Source organism: Mycobacteriales bacterium, from assembly GCA_035504215.1.
In the GTDB taxonomy this organism is placed as follows: domain Bacteria; phylum Actinomycetota; class Actinomycetes; order JAFAQI01; family JAFAQI01; genus DATAUK01.
Genome location: DATJSI010000149.1, coordinates 14,325 through 34,950 on the forward strand (window position 1 = coordinate 14,325; position 20,626 = coordinate 34,950).

The window sequence follows — 20,626 nt, forward strand, 5'->3', positions numbered from 1 at the left end:
CGAACCCTAGTGGTGCGGGCTCGGCGTCAGACAGAGGCTGGCGGCCCGAGCCAGTGCAGATTCTCGACATTGATGACGATCGCCTCCTGAGTGGTACGAGCGATCACCACCACGGCCTCGGAATCGGGGTCCGGATTCTCCTCGCGGTGCGGCACCCACGGCGGCACGTAGACGTAGTCGCCGGGTCCGGCCTGCAGCCGTCGCTCGACGCCACCGTCGAGAAAGACGAAGACCGGCCGGCCACTGACCACGTAGATGCCGGTCTCCGACTCGCCGTGATGATGGTTGGCCGACCGGGTGTCCGGAGCGACATGCGTCTGTCCCATCCAGAGTGCGCTCGAGCCGACGGTAGATCCGGACAATGCCTCGACCCGGGTCATACCGGACGTCTGGGCCGTGTCCGCCGACAGCTCGTGGTGGCCAACATGATGAAGGCGACGATGAAAGCCGTCCGGACCGCTCACAACGCGACGATAAGCCTGACGCAGCGGCATATCCTGCTCGCACGCGAGTTCCTGGGCTCGCCGCGTGTGGGGAGGCTGCGATGAGTGCGGCTGCTCGCACCACGCGCCTGGCAGCGGCCGTCCTCGTCCCAGCTCTCGCCCTGAGCGGCTGCGCCGCCGTGAAGGCGGTCAAGACGATCCACGGTGACATCGAGCACAACAAGGCGACGGTCTCGTCGTTCACCCAGCAGCTGCAGTCGAGCCCGGCCAAGCCGTTCCGTGCGACGTACGTGACGACCGGATCGTCGCCAGCGACGATCACGTACGCCGTTCAGCCGCCGAACGGGTTGGTGTTCACCGACACGCCGTCCGGAGCGAGGTCGATGACCGAATACCTGGTCGACGCGCGCGGTGTCTTCGAATGCACGGTCGCGGTGAAGCGATCCCGCGCCCGGCCCACCTGCCAGAAGCTCGGCAGCATCAAGGAAAAGGCGGAGCAGCAGCTCTTCGACATCTACACCCCGGCGCATTGGGTGGGCTTCCTTCGTGACTTCTCGCTTGCGGCCGGGTTCGCCGGCGATCACGTCACGTCCTCCACCAAGACCGTGAACGGCTTCTCGATGAACTGCGTCGACTTCGTCGCCGGTGGCGTGCCGGGCAGAAGCACGATCTGCTCCACCTCGCAGGGATTGCTGGGCTACGTGAAGGTGGCCTCGGACAACGCAAAGTTCGAGATCACGGGCTACAGCGCCACGCCGCCTCGAGCACTGTTCGCCGTACCGCCGCACGCGAAGATCACCAAGTAGGCAACAAGCGTGCGGCGCGAACGCCGCGCGCTTGTCGGCGCCGAACGTCAGCCGCGGATCGCCTCGGAGAGCAGCCAACCGGCGAGGCAGAGCCCGGCGGTCGAGATCGTGAGCCGCAAGACCCGCGCCGGCACGCGTCGCGCGACCGACGGACCCACCATGCCGCCGAGCAGAAAGCCGATTCCGAGCGGGATCGCGGCCGCCCAGTGCACAGGGCCGAAGATGATGAACGCGATCGATGCGACGACGTCGGCCACCCCGAGCAGCACGTTCTTCAAGGCATTGGCGCGCGCGAGCTGGGTCTCGACGGTGATCATCAGCAAGGCCAGCGTCATCACGCCGGACGCGGCGCCGAAGTAGCCCTCATAGAACGCGAAGGCGAACAACCCGATCGGCACGATCCGCAGGTGGTCGCCGTACTCGCGCCGCTGCCGCCAGGCGTAGATGTGCGGCTGGAAGAACAACGCCAGCGCGCCGGCCGCTACCAGGAACGGCACGATCCAGCGGAACGACCCTCGTGGGGTGAGCAGCAGCAAGGTCGCACCGGCCGCGCCACCCGCGGCAGTCACCGCACCCCACTCGAGCAGGCGCGGCCCGCTGCCGCGCAGCTCGGGCCGGGACCTGGCGGCCGCTCCGAACGCAGTGCCGGTCACGGCGACGGCGTTCGTCACGTTGGCGGGCAGCGGCGCGATCCCGACCGCCAGGAGGGCCGGATAGGACACCAGCGAGCCGATCGCGCCCGAGGAGCTGCAGATGCCCGCGAGGATGCCGGCCGCCCCGAGGAACGCCGTCGCCGGCCCGGCCGCCCACATGGCAGTGGACGCTAGCGAGGTCGGTCACACCTCGTTGACACGTGACCATATGGTCACTTATGGTTACGGCGTGGACGACGAGGTCTTCAAGGCGCTTGCGGACCCGACCCGCCGCAGCCTGCTCGACGAGCTGTTCCGGCGTGACGGGCAGACCCTCGGCGAGCTCGAGGCGCGCTTTGCGATGACCCGTTTCGGGGTGATGAAGCACCTTCGCCAGCTCGAGGCGGCCGGGCTCGTCGTCACCAGGCGCCGGGGCCGGGAAAAGCTGCACTTCCTCAACCCGGTGCCGATCCGGCTCGTCCACGACCGCTGGGTCAGCAAGTACTCCGAGCCGTGGGTCAGCACGTTGAGCGACCTCAAAACCGAACTGGAGAAGACCGTGGAGAAGGTTTACGAGATCTACATCCGTACGACGCCCGAGCGGCTCTGGGAGGCGATCACCGACCCTGAGATCAGGGCCAAGTACACCTTCGGAGCCGCTGTGGTGTCCGACTGGACGGTCGGTTCCCGCGTCGAGATGGGAGCGGCTCGAGCCGCCGGCCCGCTCGGCGAAGGCGAGGTGCTCGAGGTCGACCCACCACGCCGTCTGGTGCACACCATGACCGCGCTGTGGAGCGACGAGGTGAAGGCAGAAGGCGCCAGCCGGGTCACGTGGGAGATCGAGCCGGTCGCCGACTCGTGCAAGCTCGTGGTGACGCACGACCAGCTGCGGGAAGGCGCCAACGACCAGCTCTACGGCGGTTGGCCGATGATCCTCTCCGGCCTGAAGACCTGGCTGGAGTCCGGCGAGCTGCTCACGACGCCCGGCTCGCTGATGTACGCCAGCGGCGGCTAGGACAGCCGTCCGCCGCGAGTGATCCGGAAGCCGGCTCGCGCCGAGAGCTCGGCTCGAGCCGCAGAGTCGCCGACGTACACCCCGAACCGTCCGGTCGCGATCCGCCAGCCGTCTCCCGAGTAGTACGCGAGGGAGACCCCGTGCAGGTGAAAGGTAAGCGTCGCGCTGTGGCCGGGAGCGAGGCTCACGCGGTGAAACGCCGCGAGCTGGCGGTCCGGCTCGTGCGCCGCGGCCGGGAAAGCGAGGTAGAGCTGGGCGACATCCGCACCGGCCACCGAACCGATGTTGCGCACCCGCTCGCGCACCGTCACGACGGGATGGCCGGTCGCTTCGTGGACGCTGACCTTCGGCGTGCCGTAGTGGAAACGGGTGTACGACAGCCCGTAGCCGAACGGGAAGAGTGGTGTGTGGTGAGTGTCGAGCCACCAGCGGTAGCCGATGTTGCGACCCTCCGTGTAGTGCACCTTTCCGTGGACACCGGGGTAGCGCGCCGGCGAAGCAACCGGCGTCGTCGACAGGGAGATGGGGAAGGTCACGGGCAGATGGCCGGACGGGTCGACCGCCCCGAACAGCACTGCGGCAAGCGAAGCCCCATCGGTCTGTCCGGCGTCCCACTGGTCGAGCACCGCGCGAACCTTCGCCAGCCACGGCATCGCGACGGCCGCGCCGGCTTCGACCACGACCACCGTCCGCGGGTTCGCGGCCGCAACCGCTCGTACCAGTTGGTTCTGCGCGGACGGGAGATCGAGTGACGCGCGTTCGGCTGCTTCCGACTCCTGGCCGTCGCCGACGACCACCACCGCAGTCGATGCCGAGGCGGCGGCCGATACAGCAGCGCTGATGTCCGGGCTCACCACATCGGGTGTCGCCCAGGTCAGTGCCCCGGCTGGACCCGAGATCGTGAGGTGATGCGTGCCGCCGGCCGTGAAGTGCACAGCGGTTGTATAGGTCGACACCGGCGGCGTACCCGGGTTGTCGACCAGCCGCTTTCCGTCGACGGTCAGCGTCACGCCCTTGTACACGGTGGCCGCGGTGTAACCGAGGATGTAGGTGCCGGTCGTGGGAGCGGTGAGGGTTGCGCTGAACTTCCCCGTGGTGCCGCCCGACGGGAACGCGGGCGAGAGGTCGGCAGCCGGAATCGCGGTCAGGTCGCCGTCCGCCGGCAGCCCGGCTGTGTAGCTGACGGTCGTCCCGCTCGGCGCCTTCGCCCGGATCCCGGCGAGCGGCGTCACCGTTCCCGGTGAGGCGACGGTCGCACTTCCGTCCCCTACCGAGACGGTGTCGGTGCCGGCGGCCGGCCCGATGACGGCGATGCTGCCGGTGCCGGCCAACGGCAGGGTGCCGCCCGCGTTCTTGAGCAGGACGGCGCTCTCCTCCGCAACCCGTCGCGCCACCTTCGCGTGCGCTGCATCGGTGACGACGCGACCGGCGTCGGGCTTCGGGTCGTCGGTGAACATCCGGAAGCGGTACATCTGCGTGAGGATGCGGGTCGCCGCGTCGTCGACCAGCCGGCGAGCGACGGTGCCGTCGCGCACGTCATGCACCAGTCGCGACGCGAAATACGTCGTCTCCGGTTGTTCCTGCTCGAGTCCCGCCTTGACCGACCGAACCGTCGAGTGCGTCGCTCCGTAGTCGGATCCGATGAAACCCTGGTAGCCGATCTGGTGACGGAGGAATCCGGTCAGCAGCGACTTGTTCTGGCACGCGGCAGTCCCGTTGATCGTCGAGTACGAACACATCACCGAGGACGGGTCTGCCTTGAGGAGCAGCCGCCACATCTTGAGGTAGACCTCCTGCAACGTGCGTTGCGCCACGATCGCGTCATCAGCCGGCGTGTTGCGCTTCGCTTCCTGGTTGTAGACCGCGAAGTGCTTGGCCTGCGCCATGACACCGCTGCGCTGGATGCCGTCGATCACGGACCGCCCGATCAGCCCCGAGAGCACCGGGTCCTCACCGAAGCTCTCGAAGGCGCGGCCCCACTGCGGGACCCGCACGAGGTTCACCGTCGGCCCGTAGACCAGGTTGATGCCCTTGCCGCGCGCCTCCGTCCCGATCACCTGGCCGTAGCACCGCGCGGCGGCGGGATCGAACGTCGCCGCCAGCGCGATCGGCGCGGGCAGCTGGGTGACACCCTGGTCGCCGTCGCCGATCCCCCCGGGCCCGTCCTCCTGGTTCAGAGCGGGGATCTTCAACCCGGGAATGGGTGCGGTGGCACCGACTGTGCCGGCCGGCGAGCCGTAGCCGACGCCGTGCATGAGGTCCACCTCTTGCTTCAGCGTCATCCGCCCGACCAGATGCCGCGCTTTGCGCGCGGCCACCGAGATCGGCAGCAAGCGGAAGTGCTTCGGCGTACACGCACTCCCTGCGTCGGCCGAACCACCGCCGGCGCGCGACTCCACAGCAACCGGCTGTGTGCCGGTGGGGTTGGTCACCGTGGTCGTCTTGTGCGCAGCGACCTGCGGCGCGGCCGCGCAACCGGTCACGGCGATCGCCATCGTGACGGCGGCGGCGGCAATGCCACGCGGACCCGGCCCAGGCGCACCGCCGGGCACACGACCGCGCAGACGGTCGCGCAGACCACCGCCCATGTCGACCTCCCGAGTTCCGCTTCGACCTACCGCGTTCGGTGACGGGAAAACCACCGGACCGGCACAAACCTCGCACCATCCCATCGGCTCGGAGGGACCCGGGGTCGACGGCTCGTTCGGGCCGGCGTTACCCTCAGGGGTTAGGTAAGCCAAACCTCACCATCTCGCTTCCCCACCCTCAAGGATGCTCGTGATACCGCGATTCGGGCGCGGCCGGCCCGCCCACCGGCTGCTCATCGGCACCGCGCTCGCGCTGGCCACGGCCGGGCTCGGCGCCTGTGGCTCGGGCTCATCGGCAGGCACCGCTGGTGGCTCGGCGACGACGGTGCCCACTCCCCCGACCTGCACGCTGGTAGCCGGGATCCTCGGCAACGGGCCCGACCCCGACGCCGACCCGGTCGGCTACGCCGAAGCGCAGATCCGTCCGCTGGCCGCGGTTCACCCCACCAGCCCGCAGCTCGCGCGCGCCGTCAGCGCCCTCGACAGCGCCTTCCGGCAGGAGTTCGCCCGGCACGCCTCGGCAACCAGCAAGGCAGCGGTCCGCGCCGCCGGCAAGCGACTCGACGCGCTGTGCCCCGGAGCCACCTCATGACGCGGCCCTCCATCCGATCGCTGCTGGTCGCGGCACTCACCGTGGCGAGCCTGGGTCTCGCCGCCGGCTGCGGCTCGTCGAGCAGCGGTTCCTCCGGCCGGCACGGATCCATCACGCTGTACAACGGCCAGCACGAGCAGACCACGGACGCCCTCGTTGCGGGGTTCGAGAAGGCGACCGGCATCCAGGTCAACGTGCGAAGCGACGACGAGGACGTTCTCGACAACGAGATTGTGACCGAGGGCTCGCACTCACCTGCTGACGTGATCTACACCGAGAACACGCCCGCGCTGCAGTTTCTCCAGGAGCACAACCTGCTCGCGAAGGTCGATGCGTCGACGCTCGCGCACACCCCCGGCCAGTACAACTCCGCGAACGGCGACTGGGTCGGCGTCTCCGCCAGGGTCAGCGTGCTCGACTACAACCCCTCGCTGATCTCGGCGTCCCAGCTGCCGAAGACGGCGCTGGCGATGGCGGATCCGCAGTACAAGGGCAAGCTTGCGATCGCCCCCGGAGAGACCGACTTCCAGCCGATCGTGACCTCGATGATGCGCCGCTACGGCACTGCGCGGACCAAGACCTGGCTCGAAGGCCTGAAGGCGAACGCCGGCTCGAACCACGAGTATCCCGACAACGAGACCATCGCCGACGAGGTCAACCGGGGCCAGGTCGCTTTCGGTCTGATCAACCAGTACTACTGGTACCGCCTCAACGCCGAGGTCGGTGCGTCGCGCAACCACTCGAAGATCGCCTACCTCGCGCCCCGCGACCCCGGCTACGTGCTCGATGTCTCCGGCGCGGCGGTCCTGGCGTCGAGCCGGCATCAGTCAGCGGCCCAGCGCTTCGTCGCGTACCTCACCAGCAAGGCCGGCCAAGAGATCATCGCGCACAGCATCAGCTTCGAGTACCCGATCGCGTCCGGCGTCACGACCGCGCAGCCGGAGACGCCGTTCAACCAGCTGCAGCCCAATCCGATCAACCTCGAGCAGCTCGGCGACGGGCGGGCCGCGGTGGCACTGCTCAAGCAGGTCCAGCTGCTGTGAGCGCAGCGACCGCACCGGACCTCGCGGCAGTGTCGATCCGGTTGCGCCACCTCCGCCGGTCCTCGTCGCCAACGCTCCTCGCGCTCAGCCTGCTGGTCGCGGCAGTCCTCGCCCTGCCGTTGGTCTTCCTGCTGATCCTCACCGACCACTCGGGCGCTGCCGCAGTGCGGCACCTGTTGCTGCGCGATCTCACGGCGCAGCTGCTCTGGAACACCGTCCGGCTGACCGTGGTGGTCACTGCGCTGTGCGCAGTCCTCGGTACGGCGACCGCGTGGTGCATCGAACGCACGAACCTGCCACTCCGCCGGCTGTGGGCGGTGCTCGTCGTCGTACCACTCGCGATTCCGGACTTCGTCGTCAGCTTCGGCTGGAACTCCCTGTCCGCAAAGGTTTCGGGCTTCCACGGCGCCGTGCTGGTGATGACGCTCGCCGTATATCCCCTGGTTCATCTCCCGGTGGCCGCAAGCCTGCGCAACGCCGACCCGTCGCAGGAGGAGATGTCGCGGAGTCTCGGGGTGGGCCGGTTGCGGACCTTCTGGCGGGTCACGATCGGCCAGGCGCGAGGCGCGATCCTCGGCGGCTGCCTGCTCGTGTCGCTCGTGCTGCTCGCCGAGTACGGCGCATTCGAGATCCTCGGCTACCGCACCTTCACCACCGAGATCTTCACCGAGTTCCACGTGTTCGACCTGCCGGGAGCCTGCGCGCTGTCACTCGTCCTGGTCGTCCTGAGCATCGCCGTAGTCGCGGGAGAACGCCGGGTCCACCGCGGCGGTCAGGTGGCGAGGGTCGGCGCGCAGGCACCGCGACGACTGGCACCGCACCGGCTCGGCCGGGCGACCGTGCCCGTCGTCGCCGGGTTCGTCGCCCTGGTCGGGTTGGCGATCGGAGTGCCGGTCGGCGCAGCCGTCTACTGGATGGTCGAAGGCGGAGTGCCGATGATCGCCGGCGTGTCGCTCGCGAGCGCTACGGCGCACACCGCGATGTACGCCGCGGCAGCCGGACTGGTCGCAACCCTTGCGGCGCTCCCGGTCGCCCTGCTGTCCGTTCGGCACTCGAGCCGGCTCGCGACGCTGCTCGAGCGCAGCACCTTCATCGTGCTCGCGATGCCGGGCGTCGTCACCGCGCTCGCGGTGTCGTACTTCGTCGAGCGATACGCCGGCGGCCATCTCTACCAGACGCCCGAGCTGCTCGTGCTCGCCTACGCGATCCTGTTCTTCCCGCTCGCGCTGGTCGCTGTTCGCGCATCGGTGCTGCGAGCGCCGGCCGCACTCGATGACGTTGCTCGATCGCTCGGCCGCGGCCGGGTGGCGGTCTTCCTGCGCGTCACCGTGCCCCTGCTCGCGCCCGGGCTGGCGGCGGCCTTCTGCCTGGTGTTCCTGTCCGTCGTGACGGAGCTGACCGCGACGCTCATCCTGATCCCTACCGGCGTACAGACCCTGGCCACGCAGTTCTGGGCGTACCAGGCGAACCTCTCCTACAGCCAGGCCGCACCGTTCGCGTTGCTGATGATGGGTATTGCCGCGGTGCCGAGCGTCGTTCTCGGCCGTTGGTTCGACCGTAGTCTGTGACGGAAGCAGACGACGTGAACGGTGGGACGCAGTGAGCAGCCTGGCGGTGTCCGGCCTGGTCAAGGGGTTCGGCCAGAAACCGGTGCTGACCGGCGTCGATCTTGCGGTCGAGGCCGGCACCATCACGTCGATCCTCGGGCCGTCGGGCAGCGGCAAGACCACGCTGCTGCGGGTCATCTGCGGATTCGAGCGGGCGCAGGCCGGGTCCGTCTCGATCGACGACGAGATCGTGGACGACGCCACGCACTTCGTCGCCCCCGAGCGGCGCCGGATCGGCTACGTCCCGCAGGAAGGCAACCTGTTCCCACATCTCACCGTCGCCGGCAACGTGCGGTTCGGCCTGGACCGAACGCCCGAGTCCAAGCAACGGGTCCGCGAGCTGCTCGAGATGATCGGGCTTGCCGACCGCGCCCGCAGCTTCCCGCACCAGCTCTCGGGAGGGCAGCAGCAGCGAGTTGCCCTCGCCCGAGCGCTAGCGGTCCGGCCGCGGCTGGTGCTGCTCGACGAGCCGTTCGCCTCCCTCGACCTCTCGCTGCGGGCCAGCGTGCGGACCGACGTGCTGGCGATCCTTCGCACGGCCGGCGCGACCGCATTGCTCGTCACTCACGACCAGGACGAGGCGCTGTCGATGTCTGATCGCGTCGCGGTCATCCGCGACGGGGTGATCGCCCAGCTCGACAGCCCTCGCGCGGTCTACAACCGGCCCGCGGATGCCGATCTCGCGCATTTCATCGGCGAGGTCAACCTGCTGGCCGGACGGTACGACGGCGAGCGCCACGTCATCACCGCACTCGGCCGGCTCGAGCTGACCACCGGCTCCCAGCCCGCCGACGCGGGCAGCGCAGCGACGGTCATGGTGCGTCCGGAACAGATCCTGCTCTCGGCCGCCGCCGATCGGCCAGATGCGTGCGAGGTCGTCGACCACGAGTTCTACGGGCACGACGCGATCGTCCGGCTCAAGCCGCGCGCGGCCGCGACGCCGATCCTCGTCGTCCGCGTGCGCGGCGGCTCCGACTGGTCGCGTGGCGCACTCGCCTCCGTGGCCGTGGACGGCCCGGTGGTCGCGTGGGCGGATCAGGCCTCCGGCTCGTCCGTCCAGCCGTAGCGCGCGGCGCGGTCCGCGAGCGGGCCCGGATCGACCTCCCACCAGGGTCGGTTGGGCGGCGTCTCCCCCGGCGCGGTTTCGGCTTGCTGGCGAAGGTCCTCGACGTCGAGAGCAAGGTCGAGGTCCTCGGCCTGGCGTGCGTCCTCACGGATCCACGCTCGGAACAGGATCGCGATGAACGGCACCGCAACCACCTCCGCGACGGTCAGCATCAACCCGCCCGCGATGGTCTGGTCCCAGCTGCGACTGGGACCCCAGCTGCGTGCAACCGTCCCGTAGTAACCGCCCGCGACCAGCGTGCTGCTGGTCATCACCGCGATGCCGGGGATCGCGTCGAGCAGCCCATCGATGCCGGCGAACATCATTCGTAGCGGCTGAGTGCACCATGCCGGCAGCACTTCGACACCGAGCAACGGCAGCACGAACAGGCATCCGGTGACGACCAGCTGAAGCTCGAGCAGGTGCAGCACCCAGCCGTGCCGTTGGGCTGCACCGAGGTAGCCGGTGAAGAACACGACGAACTGGGTCGCCACCGCGAGCAGCGGCGCGATCGCCGGAAAGGTGAGCAGCCGGAAGACCGGGTTGGCGAGTCCGCGCCGGAAACGTGCGGCGGCCGCCGGCGCCAGCGCGGCATTCACCAACCCGAACGGATCGGCCAGTCCCAGGCCGACCGGCACGATGGTCAGCAGCAGGCTCACCTGCACAGCGGCCGGCCACATCAACACCCGCGAGTAGATCGAGAGCGACGACATCGTCGCGATCACGATCACCACCAACCCGAGCCCGACGAACCACACCGTGCGCAGCGGCGACCAGGGCACTCCGCGGCGCCGTGCCGCGCGTACCCCGGCGAGATATCCGGCGAGCAGAACGAGCACCGCCGCCGCCACCCAGCCGTCGAACCGCCAGGTCGTGAAGAACCGGCCGACCGTCAGGGGTGCGAGGGCCGTCATCGCGGGTACACCGCCCGGATCCGCCCGATCACAGGATCGCGGCGTACCGTCCGACGTTGCACAGGTTCGAGGGTAGGAGCGCGATGATCCGGCGTACCAGTGCGGTCGGCTTGGTCGCCGCCGCCGGCATCTCGGCCGTGATGATCTGCACCGCCGGGCCCGGGGTGGCCGCCGGCTTCGCCCCCGCGGCTCGGCCGGCACAAGCAACACATCGGGTGCCGCATCGCCTGCTGGTCACGAGACTCAAGGGCGTGCACAACGCCCGGCAGGTTATCTCGGTGACGACCGCACATTACGGATCCGTGCATGCGACGGTGCGGGCGTTCGAGAAGACCGCGCACGGCTGGGAGCAGGTCGCCGGTCCTTGGCCGGCATGGATCGGGCGCAACGGCTTCGCCCATCCGGGAGACAAGCGCGAGGGCGACGGCAAGGCGCCCACCGGGTCGTACCACTTCTCCTTCTTCTTCGGCGTCGACGCGGACCCCGGCGTGCACTATCCCTGGCGCCACGCGTCGCGCGCGGACTACTGGGACGACGATCCCTCAAGCCCGCGCTACAACCTGTGGGTCGACACCGCCAAGCACTCGGCGGGGCGGGACCCCGAGCCGTTGCACGTGCAGCCGTCGTACGACGACGCCGCGGTGATCGCCTACAACACCGCGCGGGTCCCCGGCAGGGGCAGCGCAATCTTCTTGCACGTCACTCATCACAGTCCGACGGCCGGCTGCGTCGCGCTGCCGAGGCCGAGGCTGTTGAGGCTGCTGCGCTGGCTCGACCCTCGCGACCACGCGCGGATCATCATGGGACGGACCGCTACCGTGACCCGGTGAGTCCGGGGAAACGCGGGCCGCTCGCCGGCATCAAGGTGGTGGAGCTGGCCGGGATCGGACCGGCGCCGTTCGCCGCGATGGTCCTGTCGGACCTCGGCGCCGAAGTGCTGCGGGTGGAGCGACCGGGTGGCGGAACGACTGCGATGCTCGGCCGCTTCGACGTCCTCGCCCGCGGCCGGCGATCGGTGGCCGTGGACCTGACGGCGCCGGGTGCGACCGACCTCGTGCTCGGACTGGTCCGGCAGGCGGACGTGCTCGTCGAAGCGTTCCGACCCGGTGTCGCCGAACGGCTCGGGCTCGGCCCGGTCGACTGTCTCGATGCCAACCCACGGCTGGTCTACGCCCGCATGACCGGTTGGGGGCAGGACGGACCGCTCGCACGGCTGGCCGGCCACGACATCGGCTACGCGTCCGTCGCCGGCGCGATCGCGATGATCGGCGAGCCGGGCCGAAAGCCAGTGCCGCCGATCAACCTGGTCGCCGACTTCGGTGGCGGCGGCATGTTCTGCGTCACCGGCATCCTGGCCGCGCTCGTCGAGCGGGCGACAAGCGGTCGCGGCCAAGTCGTCGACGTCGCGATGGTCGACGGTGTCTCCAGCCTGCTCGCGATGGCCTACAGCCAGCTGGGCGCGGGCCAGCTGCGCGAGGAGCGCGGCCGCAACCTGCTCGACGGCGGCGCTCCGTTCTACGACACGTACCGCTGCGCGGACGATGAGTACGTCGCGGTCGGCGCGCTCGAGCCACAGTTCTTCGCCGAGCTCGTGCGGATGCTCGGCCTCGACGACGTACCGCCGCAGTACGACCTGCCGCAGTGGCCGAGGATGCGCGAGCAGCTCGCAGCGGTGTTCGCGACTCGCTCCCGAGACGAGTGGGCTGAGGTCTTCGACGGGGTGGACGCATGCGTCGCGCCCGTGCTTCGGCTCGGCGAGGTTGCCGGCCACCCGCACATCGAAGCGCGGCAGACCGTCGTCACGGTTGACGGCGTGCCGCAACCAGGAGTCGCGCCTCGGTTCTCCCGAACCCCTGGCGAAGTCGGTCAACCGGCCCGTCCGCCGGGTGCCGACACGTCCGACACGCTGCGCGACTGGGGCGTCGACCCGGCCACGATCGAGACGTTGCTGGCCGCCGGGACCATCGTCCAGGCCTGACTCCTACCGCGCTAGGTGCGCCAGAGCAGCACGATGGCGCGGTCGTCGCTGGCGTTGGGAGCCGCTTCCTGCATGAGCCGCTGCGCGCCTCCGTCGAAGCCGCGCGGGATCAGCCGCTCGGCCGCGCCGAGCAGCTTGTCGATGCCGACGGCAAGGTCACGGCCCGGCACCTCCACCAAGCCGTCGGTGTAGAGCAGGAGCGCGTCGTACGGTCGGAGCTCGCCTTCGACGAAGCCGAACTCGGCGTCCGGCAGCAGCCCGAGCACGGTGCCCTGCGGCTCGACGACCTGCCACTTGCCGGTTCCACCGACGTAGTGAACCGCGGGCGGGTGTCCGGCAGTGCTCAGCCGGTAGCGGCCGGTCGTGAGCTCGACGGTCAGGTGCAGAGCGGTGGCGAAGCCTTCGCCCCATCCCTGTCGCAGCAGGTACTCGTTCGCCGACGGCAGGAAACGCGGTGGTGGCACGGCGCCGAGCAAGCCGCCCAAGGCACCCGAGAGCATCAGCGCTCGAGTGCCGGCGTCGACTCCTTTGCCGGAGACGTCGACGAGGACAAGCTCCATCGACCGCCCGCCGTCGGCGAGGGTGGCAACCAGGAAGTCACCGCCGAAGCTCGCCCCGCCCGCCGAGTGCTGCTCCACCTCGGCGTGCCAAGTGGCCGGCATCGGCGGGAGCTCGCCCTGGGAGCGGAGCCGGTCGCGAAGCTCGAAGAGCATCTGCTCGCCGCGACCGAGCGAAAGCCCGAGCCGCTGGCGATCCAACGACTGCTGGAACGCGATCCCGGCCACGATGACCACCACGACGTACGCACCGAGATGCACCTGGCTGTGGCCCACACCCAGGTTCTCCGCGATCAGTACGCCGAGCACCGCCGCGAACTCCACGACCAGCGGGCGCGGCTCGAGGAGCAGGCCGCCGAAGACGATCGGCACCACCAGCGTGAGCGCGGGGAAGGTCGCAGCCGACAGTGTGATGTCGAGGACCAAACACAACCCGGTGAGCAGCAGCAGCGCGAGCAGGGCCACCCGCTTCCCGAGCGCCGACTCCGGCGCGGCGATCATGCGCAGCCACCGCCGGGCCCGCGCGATCGGTCCCGGCGTGCCGACGTCCGGCTGCCCCATAACCTCGCGACACTAGTGGGCGCTGCCCGGGTTGCGGCAGGTCCTAACGTGGGGTTCTCACCCCAGTCGCCTACCGGCCGCCTTTCGCCTCGTCCTCGGCCCGTGGCGGGAGCTCACCGGTGGCCTCGTAGCCGGCCAGTTCCCCGAGCCGGCGAACGTGCCGCTCCGCCCCGCTGAACGGCGTGGACACGAAGATCTCGGCGTAGCGCAGCGCGGTCTGCTCGTCGTACATCCGGGCCCCGAGGCTGAGCAGGTTGGCGTCGTTGTGCTCGCGACCGAGCCGCGCGGTGTCGTCGCTGAAGGCCACCGCACAGCGCGCCCCGCTCACCTTGTTCGCGGCGATGGCCTCGCCGTTGCCCGATCCGCCGATCACGATGCCGAGGCTGCCCGGATCGGCGACCGTGCGGGTGGCGGCGAGCAGGCAGTACGGCGGGTAGTCGTCCTCGTCGTCGTAGACCTCAGGTCCGCAGTCGACCGGCTCGTGACCGAGCTCGGACAGGCGCGCGACCAGCCGGGTCTTGAGGGCGAAACCGGCGTGGTCGGAGCCGAAATAGATCCGCATGGTCGGTGAGTATGCCGCGTGCGGGCCTCAGAGCTGCAGCGACTTCGGCTGCAGGAACTCCTCGACGCCGTAGCGACCGAGCTCCCTGCCCACCCCGGAGCGCTTGTAGCCGCCGAACGGCGCGGCCGGGTTGAACGAGCCGCCGTTGATGTCGACCTGGCCGGTCCGCATCCGGCGCGCGAACGCGGTCGCCCGCTCCTGATCGGCCGACCACACCGCTCCGGCGAGACCGTAGACGGTGTCGTTGGCGATCGCGAGCGCTTCGTCCTCGTCGGAGTAGCGAAGGATCGACAGCACCGGTCCGAAGATCTCCTCCTGGGCGATCGTCATGTCCGTCGTCACGTCGGCGAAGACGGTCGGCGCGACGAAATGACCGGTCGCGTGCGGGCGCTCGCTGCCCCCCGTCACCAGTCGGGCTCCGTCGGCGACGCCCTTGTCGATGTAGCCGGTCACGCGCTCCCGCTGGGTCGCCGACACCAACGGGCCGAGCCGGGTCGAGGGGTCGGTCGGGTCGCCCGTGGTGTAACCCGACGCGATCTCCTCGGCGAGGCTCACGGCGTCGTCGTACTGAGCGTCACTGACCAGCATCCGCGTCCAGGCGGTGCAGGTCTGGCCCGAGTTCAGGAAGCAGTTGGCGATGCCGACCTTCACCGCCTTCGCAAGGTCGGCGTCCGGGAGGATCACGTTCGCACTCTTGCCGCCGAGCTCGAGCGCCACCTTCTTGACCGTCGCCGCACCTAGCTCGGCCACGCGGGTGCCGGCGCGAGTCGAACCGGTGAACGACACCATGTCGACGTCGGGATGCGCGGCAATCGCCTCGCCGACTGTCGGGCCGTAACCGGGGACGAGGTTCGCAACTCCGGCTGGAAGGCCGACCTCGTGGATCGCGTCGAAGAACAGATAGGAGCACAGCGGCGCGATCTCGCTGGGCTTGAGTACGACGGTGCAGCCGGCTGCCAGGGCGTAGGCAACCTTGGCCGTCACCTGATGAAGCGGGTAGTTCCACGGCGTGATCGCACCGACCACCCCGATCGGCTCGTGAACGACCGTGGAGTTTCCGATCTGCTCGGTCCAGGTGACCGTGCTCGCGAGGCTCGCCGCCGTTGCAACGTCGGCGAGCGGGAGCCCCGCTTGTACCGCGGTCGCGAGCTTCAGGGGCGCACCCATCTCGGCAAGGATGGTGTGCGCGATCTCCTCCTGGCGCGCGGCGAGCGCGTCGTGCAACCGCGACAGGTACTTGCCGCGCTCCTCGGGACTGGTCTGTGCCCAGCCGTCGAAGGCAGCCCGCGCGGAACGGACGGCGCGATCGACATCGTCCGTCGTGCCGGACGGCACATGCCCGATGACCTGCTCCGTAGCGGGGTTCTCGACGTCGATCAGCTCCGAGCCCGATGAAGATGCCCACTGCCCGCCGATATAGATCGAGTCACGGTCGTGACTTACGGCATCACCCATGCGCCGAGACTATGCCCGCGCCGAAGACCGAGCGGCCCGACGTCGTCAGGACTGCGGACCCGTTGCACGCCCCGCGTCCTCGTCGACGAGGTGCACGATGTCCTCGAGGTCCATCGAGCCGCTGCGCGTCTCGGCCCGGTTGCGCATCCGCCGGCCGAGGATCGCCGTACCGGTCGGAAGAACCACCAGCCCGACGCCGAGCCCGATCGCGATCTTCGATCGCCATGACTGCGGCCGGCTGAACACGTGCCCCTTCGGTCCGGCGCAGACCTCACCGGGCGGCCACCACTGCCAGCTGGCGATGCCGTAGTGCTTGGGGTGGTTCGGGATCGGGCATGCCGTGGCGGAGTTCAGGTTCGCCGAGTCATGGGCGGCCGCGACGCCGAGGATCGCGGCTCCCCCGACCCACACCAGCCAGCCCACGGCAAGCGCCGCGATTGCCGCCTTCACCCGCGAAGTACATCACCGCGTTCGAATCGCTGTACACGGAACGACGATCAAGGTGCGGCGCTTGCGTCGGTCGCGGATCAGTCGAAGCTGGGTCGCGCGTCCCGACTGCGCTTGAGCTCGTAGAAGCCCGGCACGCTCATCACCTGCTCGACGCCGTCCCAGAGCCGGCCGGCCTGCTCACCGCGCGGGATCGGCGTCACGACCGGGCCGAAGATCGCGTTGCCGTCGATGTGGATGACCGGTGTGCCGACGTCGTCGCCGACCGGGTCCATCCCCTCGTGATGGGACTTGGCCAGCGCCTCGTCGTACGACGGGTCGTCCATGGCGTCCACCAGATCGGCCGGTAGCCCGGCATCCGCGATCGCGGCCTCGATGGTCGCGCGTTCGTTCGGGAGCTTCTCGTGATGGAACCGCACGCCGAGCGCGGTATAGAGCGGGAGCAGGGAGTCCGCGCCGTGCGCCTGCTCCGCTGCCATGCAGACCCGGACCGGACCCCAGGCCTGCTGCATGCGCTTGCGGTAGTCCTCGGAAATGTCCTTGTCCTCGTTGAGGATCGCGAGGCTCATCACATGCCAACGAGTGTTGACGTCGCGTACCTGCTCGACCTCGAGCATCCATCGCGAGGTGATCCACGCCCACGGACACAGCGGGTCGAACCAGAAGTCCACGTTAGTTGTCATCGCAACAAGTCTAGGCCGGTGCGCTCGCCATGACAGACTCGGGGTCGTGTCTGTCGAGAACCTGACCCGCGACGAAGCCCGCGAGCGCGCCCGGATCCTGCGCGTCGACTCCTATGACGTCCACCTCGACCTGGCGATGGCGGTCGACGAGCCGAGCATTTTCCGCTCGGTGTCGACGATCCGCTTCGGCTGTGCCGAGCCGGGCGCGGAGACCCACCTGGACATCACCGCCGATCGGATCATCTCGGCGACCCTGAACGGCGAAGAGCTCGACTTCGATGCGGCGTTCACGGGGCAGCGGCTCGCGCTGCCCCCGCTCGCCACGGACAACGAGCTCAAGGTCGTGGCGAACTGCGTCTTCTCCCGCACCGGCGAGGGCCTGCACCGGTTCGTGGACCCGGTCGACAAGGAGGTCTACCTCTACTCGCAGTTCGAGACCTTCGACGCGCACCGGATGTTCGCCTGCTTCGACCAGCCGGACCTGAAGGCCACCTTCGCGTTCACCGTCGACGCGCCCGAGGCCTGGCTGGTGCTGTCGAACATGCCGAGCCGGCAGGACGGCGAACGCCGGGTGTTCGAGCGCACGCCACGCCAGTCGACGTACATCACCGCGATCGTGGCCGGGGCTTACGCCGGCGTCGAGGACAGCCACGACGGGATCCCCCTCGGGGTCTACTGCCGCAAGTCGCTGGTCCAGCATCTCGACGCCGACGACATCATCGAGGTGACCAAGCAGGGCTTCGACGCCTTTCACGCGTCGTTCCGCTACCGCTACCCGTGGCCCAAGTACGACCAGATCTTCGTTCCCGAGTTCAACATGGGCGCGATGGAGAACGCCGGTTGCGTCACGCTCACCGAGGACTACGTGTTCCGGTCCCGTACGACGGACGCCGCCTACGAGCGGCGGGCGATCACGATCCTGCACGAGATGGCGCACATGTGGTTCGGCGACCTCGTGACCATGCGCTGGTGGGACGACCTATGGCTGAACGAGTCGTTCGCGGAGTTCGTGTCGACCCAAGCCACCTCGGAGTCGACCAGATGGCCCGATGCGTGGACCACGTTCTGCACGATCGAGAAGATGTGGGCCTACCGTCAGGATCAGCTGCCGACGACGCACCCGATCGCGGCCGACATCGTCGACATCGAAGCAGTGACGACCAACTTCGACGGGATCACCTACGCCAAAGGTGCTTCGGTGCTGAAGCAGCTCGCGCACTGGGTCGGCCACGAGGCGTTCTACTCGGCCACCCGCGCCTACTTCGGCAAGCACGAGTACTCGAACACCACGCTGCAGGACCTGCTCGACGACCTGACCGACGCGAGCGGCCGGGACCTGTCGACCTGGTCGAAGGACTGGTTGCAGACCGCGGGCGTCAACACGCTGCGACCGCAGTTCGACGTCGACGACGACGGGCGGTTCAGCGCGTTCGCCGTACTGCAGGAGGCGCCGGAGGACTACCCGACGCTGCGCTCGCACCGGATGCGGATCGGCCTGTACAACCGCGACGGCGACGGCTTGGAGCGCACCGAGCAGGTCGAGGTCGACCTGACCGGTGCGAGCACTGACGTCCCCGACCTGGTCGGAGTACGCCGGCCCGACATGGTGCTGCTCAACGACGACGACTTGACCTACGCCAAGATCCGTCTCGACGAGGCGTCCTGGCAGACCCTGGTCAGCTCCATCGGGGAGTTCCGCAACCCGCTGGCGCGGACGCTGTGCTGGAGCGCGGCCTGGGACATGACCCGCGACGCCGAGGTGACGGCGAGCGACTATCTCGAGCTGATCCTCGCCGGCATCGAGCTCGAGACGGAAATCGGCACGGTGCAGTCGCTGCTGCGCCTCGCCGCCCAGGCGATCGACCCGTTCGGCGACCCGAGTCTTCGCGAGCAGCGCCGGGTTCGACTTGCCGACCGCGCCTTCGGGTTGCTCGATGCCAGCGAACCGGGCAGCGACCTCCAGCTCGCGTTCACCCGCGCGGCGGCCGCGAACGCGGCCACTGCCGCCCACCTGGACCGCATCCAGGCCCTCTTGGACGGTCGCGAGACGGTCCCGGGTCTCGCCATCGACACCGAGCTGCGCTGGGTGTTGCTGCACCCGCTCGTCGCCAGCGGCCGTGCGGGCGACGAGGAGATCGACGCCGAGCGCGATCGGGACGACACGGCCGCCGGGCACCGGCACTGGCTCACCCTGCGCGCGCTACGACCCACTCCCGAAGCGAAGGCCGAGGCCTGGCGGCTGGCCGTCGAGCAGGACGAGCTGCCGAACGCCGACCAGAACGCGATCGTGGCCGGCTTCCAGCACTACCGCCAGCGGGAGCTGCTCGCGCCGTACATCGAGAAGTACTTCGACGCGATCGGCGAGCTCTACCGCACCCGCTCGGCTGAGATGGCGCAGGACCTGATCACCGGGCTGTACCCCTACGTCGCCACCGGGCAGGCAACCGTGGACCGGACCGACGCCTACCTGAGGCAGGAGCAGCCCGGCCCGGCCCTGCGACGAATGCTGCTCGAAGCCCGGGACGGCATGGCGCGCGCGCTTCGCGCGCAACAGCGCGACATCACCGCCACCTCCGACCGTCACTGACGTCACCCGCGATCGTCGAGGCGACCTGCTCGACCAGCCGGGCTGCGGTCAGGACGATGCCGAGCTCGCGATCGTGCAGCAACGAGGCATCGGAGAGGTTCTCGGAGCCGACGAACGCGCGCGCATCCTTCGTTCCGGCATCGATCGCGAGCAGTTTCGCATGCAGGTAGAGCGGCGTCTCGCCGTAGTGCAGCGACACGAGGACTCCGGCCGATGCCAGCGCGTCAAGGCCCGCAGACCACTGGGGCGCGTAGGTCATGGCGACCGTCACCGCGACGCCGCGACGCGCTGCAGCCACCAGCGCGCGGATCATCGGCTCGCTGCTGAGCTCTTCGGACTCGACACCGACACTGCGCCGCGCACCCGCGACGAGTGCCACCAGGTCGGCCTCGGACTGACCCGGGCTCCAGACCAGGTCATCCGCGGCCGGCGTACCGATCGCAGCGCCACGAAAGTCGGCCGCGAAGACCGACTCGATCGCTGCGACGTCAGCAGGGTCGCGGTCGACGACGGCCACGTCACGTGAGTTGGCGTAGTAGCTGCTGGTGAAGTTCAGCGACATGATGACGGCGAGCTGCTGATCCACGACGAACGCCTTCTCGTGGGTGGCGAAGTACCGGCCGCCGGCCCAGCGGGCGTCGACCCCGCGGCTACGCAAGAACTCGTACGCCGGCGTGTTGCGAGCACCCTCCAGCCGGCGGTCGAGGATCACGCGCACCCGGACGCCGCGTGCGGCATCGCCGGCCAGGATGCTCTCGATCGTCGGGTCGGCCAGCTCGTACATCGTGAGGTCCAGCGAACGCCGGGCGGAGCCCAACAACGCATCGATCGGCGCCAGGCCGGCATCCGGCTCGACGATGACGGCATCCTCCGCTGCGCCCGGCGGCGGGCGCGCAGGCAGCGCCGCACGCGGGACTGATCCCGATTGGTGGCTCACGTGCCAGCCGGCGACTGCGAGGGCCGCAATAGAGATGAGCGCCCACGAGCGCCCGCGTTTGCCTGCCATGGGACGAGCATCGGCGGTCGGTACGACGGCATCCGGCCGGCGACG

Annotated in this window: 19 protein-coding genes; 9 read left to right on the forward strand and 10 right to left on the reverse strand. The window is 69.4% G+C overall.

All coding sequences use genetic code 11. The annotated features are described in order from the left end of the window. Positions 1-26 precede the first annotated feature (26 nt). Positions 27-464, reverse strand: a complete 438-nt coding sequence (locus tag VME70_16955) for a cupin domain-containing protein (protein ID HTW21885.1) — start codon at positions 462-464, stop codon at positions 27-29. Positions 465-544: 80 nt separating this feature from the next. Here VME70_16955 and VME70_16960 point away from each other — a divergent pair, with 80 nt between their 5' ends. Beyond that, on the forward strand, positions 545-1,249 hold the full coding sequence (locus VME70_16960) for a hypothetical protein (protein HTW21886.1): 705 nt from the start codon (positions 545-547) through the stop codon (positions 1,247-1,249). 47 nt (positions 1,250-1,296) lie between these two features. Here VME70_16960 and VME70_16965 read toward each other — a convergent pair whose 3' ends face one another. Next, the gene (locus VME70_16965; protein HTW21887.1) at positions 1,297-2,061 is read right to left on the reverse strand and encodes a sulfite exporter TauE/SafE family protein; all 765 of its coding nucleotides are present in this window, start codon (positions 2,059-2,061) and stop codon (positions 1,297-1,299) included. 70 nt (positions 2,062-2,131) lie between these two features. On the opposite strand from VME70_16965, the gene VME70_16970 reads away from it, so the two are divergent. Next, positions 2,132-2,896 carry a metalloregulator ArsR/SmtB family transcription factor gene (locus VME70_16970; GenBank protein HTW21888.1) on the forward strand — a complete coding sequence of 255 codons (765 nt, stop codon included), beginning with the start codon at positions 2,132-2,134 and terminating at the stop codon, positions 2,894-2,896. On the opposite strand, the gene VME70_16975 is transcribed toward VME70_16970, so the two are convergent. Next, the gene (locus tag VME70_16975; GenBank protein HTW21889.1) at positions 2,893-5,484 is read right to left on the reverse strand and encodes a glycoside hydrolase family 3 C-terminal domain-containing protein; all 2,592 of its coding nucleotides are present in this window, start codon (positions 5,482-5,484) and stop codon (positions 2,893-2,895) included. The two genes, VME70_16970 and VME70_16975, sit on opposite strands and share 4 nt — an antisense overlap. Positions 5,485-5,674: 190 nt before the next feature. Here VME70_16975 and VME70_16980 point away from each other — a divergent pair, with 190 nt between their 5' ends. Genes VME70_16980 through VME70_16995 form a run of 4 tightly spaced genes read left to right on the forward strand, consistent with a single transcriptional unit; the run spans position 5,675 to position 9,792 of the window. Then, on the forward strand, positions 5,675-6,076 hold the full coding sequence (locus VME70_16980; protein ID HTW21890.1) for a hypothetical protein: 402 nt from the start codon (positions 5,675-5,677) through the stop codon (positions 6,074-6,076). Then, positions 6,073-7,119 carry an extracellular solute-binding protein gene (locus VME70_16985; GenBank protein ID HTW21891.1) on the forward strand — a complete coding sequence of 349 codons (1,047 nt, stop codon included), beginning with the start codon at positions 6,073-6,075 and terminating at the stop codon, positions 7,117-7,119. Before VME70_16980 ends, VME70_16985 begins: the two co-directional genes overlap by 4 nt. Then, positions 7,116-8,687, forward strand: coding sequence for an iron ABC transporter permease (locus tag VME70_16990; protein HTW21892.1), 1,572 nt, complete (start codon positions 7,116-7,118; stop codon positions 8,685-8,687). Before VME70_16985 ends, VME70_16990 begins: the two co-directional genes overlap by 4 nt. 31 nt (positions 8,688-8,718) lie before the next feature. Beyond that, positions 8,719-9,792, forward strand: a complete 1,074-nt coding sequence (locus VME70_16995) for an ABC transporter ATP-binding protein (GenBank protein ID HTW21893.1) — start codon at positions 8,719-8,721, stop codon at positions 9,790-9,792. On the opposite strand, the gene VME70_17000 is transcribed toward VME70_16995, so the two are convergent. After that, on the reverse strand, positions 9,762-10,745 hold the full coding sequence (locus tag VME70_17000) for a cytochrome c oxidase assembly protein (GenBank protein ID HTW21894.1): 984 nt from the start codon (positions 10,743-10,745) through the stop codon (positions 9,762-9,764). The genes VME70_16995 and VME70_17000 overlap by 31 nt on opposite strands. Positions 10,746-10,828: 83 nt before the next feature. Here VME70_17000 and VME70_17005 point away from each other — a divergent pair, with 83 nt between their 5' ends. Continuing rightward, positions 10,829-11,575, forward strand: a complete 747-nt coding sequence (locus VME70_17005; GenBank protein HTW21895.1) for a L,D-transpeptidase family protein — start codon at positions 10,829-10,831, stop codon at positions 11,573-11,575. Continuing rightward, a complete protein-coding gene (locus VME70_17010) occupies positions 11,572-12,723 on the forward strand; it encodes a CaiB/BaiF CoA-transferase family protein (protein ID HTW21896.1) in 1,152 nt (383 codons plus the stop codon). Before VME70_17005 ends, VME70_17010 begins: the two co-directional genes overlap by 4 nt. A gap of 11 nt (positions 12,724-12,734) precedes the next feature. On the opposite strand, the gene VME70_17015 is transcribed toward VME70_17010, so the two are convergent. The 5 genes from VME70_17015 to VME70_17035 form a co-directional block, all read right to left on the reverse strand. Further along, complete coding sequence (locus VME70_17015; GenBank protein HTW21897.1) at positions 12,735-13,841, reverse strand: PP2C family protein-serine/threonine phosphatase; 1,107 nt, start codon at positions 13,839-13,841, stop codon at positions 12,735-12,737. A 70-nt stretch (positions 13,842-13,911) separates the two neighbouring features. Next, a complete protein-coding gene (locus tag VME70_17020) occupies positions 13,912-14,403 on the reverse strand; it encodes a ribose-5-phosphate isomerase (GenBank protein ID HTW21898.1) in 492 nt (163 codons plus the stop codon). 27 nt (positions 14,404-14,430) lie between these two features. Next, the gene (locus tag VME70_17025; GenBank protein HTW21899.1) at positions 14,431-15,858 is read right to left on the reverse strand and encodes an aldehyde dehydrogenase family protein; all 1,428 of its coding nucleotides are present in this window, start codon (positions 15,856-15,858) and stop codon (positions 14,431-14,433) included. A gap of 45 nt (positions 15,859-15,903) precedes the next feature. Further along, on the reverse strand, positions 15,904-16,308 hold the full coding sequence (locus tag VME70_17030; GenBank protein ID HTW21900.1) for a hypothetical protein: 405 nt from the start codon (positions 16,306-16,308) through the stop codon (positions 15,904-15,906). Positions 16,309-16,385: 77 nt separating this feature from the next. After that, positions 16,386-16,988, reverse strand: coding sequence for a DsbA family protein (locus tag VME70_17035; protein HTW21901.1), 603 nt, complete (start codon positions 16,986-16,988; stop codon positions 16,386-16,388). A 46-nt stretch (positions 16,989-17,034) separates the two neighbouring features. Here VME70_17035 and pepN point away from each other — a divergent pair, with 46 nt between their 5' ends. Then, the gene (pepN, locus tag VME70_17040; GenBank protein HTW21902.1) at positions 17,035-19,575 is read left to right on the forward strand and encodes an aminopeptidase N; all 2,541 of its coding nucleotides are present in this window, start codon (positions 17,035-17,037) and stop codon (positions 19,573-19,575) included. Here pepN and VME70_17045 read toward each other — a convergent pair. Beyond that, entirely contained in the window at positions 19,550-20,581 is a 1,032-nt protein-coding gene (locus tag VME70_17045) for a phospholipase D-like domain-containing protein (GenBank protein HTW21903.1), read from the reverse strand. The genes pepN and VME70_17045 overlap by 26 nt on opposite strands. Positions 20,582-20,626: the final 45 nt, after the last annotated feature.